This window comes from Dermacoccus abyssi, assembly GCF_003515945.1.
Taxonomy (GTDB): Bacteria; Actinomycetota; Actinomycetes; order Actinomycetales; family Dermatophilaceae; genus Dermacoccus; species Dermacoccus abyssi.
Window position 1 is genome coordinate 1 of record NZ_QWLM01000039.1, and the last position, 2,896, is coordinate 2,896.

The 2,896-nt window shown below is 63.4% G+C and carries 2 protein-coding genes; both read left to right on the top strand.

The window, feature by feature from the left end; translation table 11 throughout:
- Positions 1-141 precede the first annotated feature (141 nt).
- Positions 142-1,287: a hypothetical protein gene (locus tag D1832_RS14970; RefSeq protein ID WP_182434827.1), complete on the top strand. Its 1,146-nt coding sequence runs from the start codon at positions 142-144 to the stop codon at positions 1,285-1,287.
- 13 nt (positions 1,288-1,300) lie between these two features.
- A complete protein-coding gene (locus D1832_RS14975; RefSeq protein ID WP_118915179.1) occupies positions 1,301-2,806 on the top strand; it encodes a hypothetical protein in 1,506 nt (501 codons plus the stop codon).
- Positions 2,807-2,896: the final 90 nt, after the last annotated feature.

The following is a 2,896-nucleotide window of genomic DNA, read 5'->3' on the forward strand; positions in this document are numbered from 1 at the left end:
CGCCTTCTGCTCGGCCGGGATCGCAGGTGGTCTACCCATAGCTCAGATTCTCCTTCAGGACTGACTCAACGGTCCTGCCAGATATCTTGACGCGCGACAAGCAGACGAAGCCTTCACCTGATCGACCGTAAGGAGCGGCTGATGTCTTCAGTACACCCAAAAACCACCGGTCCCACCATCCCCATCTTGACCACCGATGCAATGCGTCTTGAGAGGTTTCGTGAGGACGTTGCGCGCCTACGCGCCAGTGTCGACGCCGACCTGGTCTACCGCCCCGGGCAGCCCGCGCCCGTCCAGATCGCCGGAGTGCAGTGTTACACCGGAGAGCAGGTCGTTGCCCTGTACAAACCCGGCCCTCAGCACGACTGCACGTCGCAGGAGTGGTACGAGTGCCGTCACAAGGTCCGTGAATGGGTCGGCCTCTCGCTACCCGCCTCACCCTCAACCACGCTCCGCCGGATCATTCTCACGACCGCGTTCGTCTCCAGCTGCATGCGCGACGACGTGCCGCTAAATGCCGAGGCCATGCTCACCCCAGAGCGGGTCGAGCAGTACGTCGCTCTTTACCCGCGCCGATCACTCCGATCCCTCTCGACGCTGAGAAGCGAGTTGCGCAGCGTTGGAATTGCCGCAACCACAAGAGCCGCGTGGCCACGTCCTCCAGCGGATTACGGCGGCCGCAATGCAGCCGCTCCGTATTCCGGGGCAACGATCGCAGCGTACTGGGATGCATGCCTCGCACAATCCACATCACACCGTCGCCATGTCATGGCGACAATCCTGTCGCTAGGGCTCGGAGCTGGGCTGCGCCGAGCGGAAATGTACGAACTGCGCACAAGCCACGTCGTCCACCACCCGGTGCACGAGGGTCTGCTGGTGGTAGTCCTACCGGATCGCCTAGTGCCGCTGCGCCACGAGGTCGCCGACATGGTCCTGCACCTGTGCGACGAACAACCCACTGGCCGGCTTATCGGGGGCGCAGGGACAGGAAAGTCACTAACGGATCCCCTCGGCCGCATGCGCGAAGCGCTCGATGTGCCGGCGAGCCTGCCGCTGTTGAATCTCTCACGCCTCCGCACGACGTGGGCTGTTGCCTGCCTGTCCGACGGAGCGAATCTCGCAGAGTTCCAACGGATGGCCGGCACCAAGAGTGGCAGGGTTCTGGAGAAATTTGCCGGTTTCATCTCTCATCGGGACACACACGACGACTGGATGCTTCCAGCGTCAGGTACCCGGTCAGCCACGGGCCCCATGCCCGGTCTGCCCATGGACGGGGGAAACGCCTGACCGCAAGGTGGGCGTGAACGAGATGATCGCGACGGAACATCAGGCAGCCAAGAGAGGCTCGCGGTTTGCTGTGCACACAGCACCGGAGCTCTTTCAGCGTGCCCGTCACGTCGCTCGACGCATCGACATCATCCCAACCCTGATGGAGGACCTGGACTCACACCGGCCAGGGCCGCGTCGAGTTCTCTCCTGGGAGGCATGGTTCACCGTAATGCTTCTGTCGGTAATGCATTCGGGGGGTGCGGTGCATATGACGAAGGCCCAGCAGGTGATCGATGGGCTCACGTCTGACCAGCGCCGCCGGCTCGGCCTGGAGGGTGCCGACCTGAACTACGGACAGATCGAATCCGGGCTCGAAGTCCTCGTCCAAGCCATGGAAGAACGGGTCAACACTGAAACGGGCGAGGTCTACGCGCCCCGCCTCCGGCTCACGGCTGGGGACATCGGTAACAGCATCATTCAGGCGACGCTGCCCTCCGAATTGCCGTTCTACGGTGAATGCGCCATCGATTCGACCGACTACGAATCGGATGCGGCACGCCGTTCTCGCGCGAGTCTCAACGCTGTCGATGCATCAGCGGACGACGAGAGCCCTGAGAAGACCGTGGACACACCGGTCGCTGTGACTGACGGCAGGGTGAGCCGCACTAGTGTTCGGCGCACCCGTGGGGGTCGCATCGTGACGTTCCCCCAACGACGTGCCGACGGCCGGTTGCAGCATAGTCTCGACCCGGACGCTACCGATGGTTACCGTTCCGGCAAGCAAATGAACCACAAAGACATCTTCAACGGCTACGACAATCACATTGCGTGTGCTACCTCGGGCGATAGCGGACACGCCTTACCCGCGCTGGCCCTGGGGATGGAACTGACATCTGCGGGCTCGAATAAAGCGGCCGCAGGGCTGGCCCTCATCGACCGGGTCAGCACCTATCTGAAGACCAGGGGCGACGTGCTCACCTCAGTGTGCGTTGACCGGGGCTACTCGATGGCCGCGCACGAGAACTGGGCGCAACACCTCATCGAGCGCGGCATCTCGCAACACCATGACCTCGGCGCCAGCGAGAAGCGGCTCGAGCCGGCTGACCGCCCCGGCATCATCTTCCTCGACGGTCACCCCTTCGTGGCCAACATGCCCAAACGACTACGCGAACTGCGCCGGCCCGGTCTGAACGCGACGAGCGAAGAGAAGGCGGAACAGGCTCGCAACTACAACGAACGTTGGGCATACGCGTTCTCCACCAACGGACCGCCCACCCGCAACGGGGCTCAGCGCTATCGCGGGCCCGTGCATGGCAAGAAGGTGCGCTGTCCCAACCACCCCGAGTCAATGCGTTGGGATCCCAGGAAACCGTTGACCAACTGCACGCCCGGACAGCCGTGCGCCTGCGCGGCCACCCTCACCGTCAAGGCTGATGACAAACGCGCCAGGCACCGCCAGCCCGAGCTGTACGGCACCGAGAAGTGGCTGAAACGCTACGGCGCCCGCAATCTCATCGAATCGTTCAACGCGAGTTGAGTCCCCGATAGTGGTGTAGCGCGGTAGCCGAGATCGTCACCGGCGTGTACGGCAGACGAAGCAGCGGCCACCGCGTGATCCTTCGAGTCA

Excerpts from the sequence above, each read along its gene's own strand:
- D1832_RS14970 (WP_182434827.1), top strand. The coding sequence starts at position 142 with ATGTCTTCAGTACACCCAAAAACCACCGGTCCCACCATCCCCATCTTG.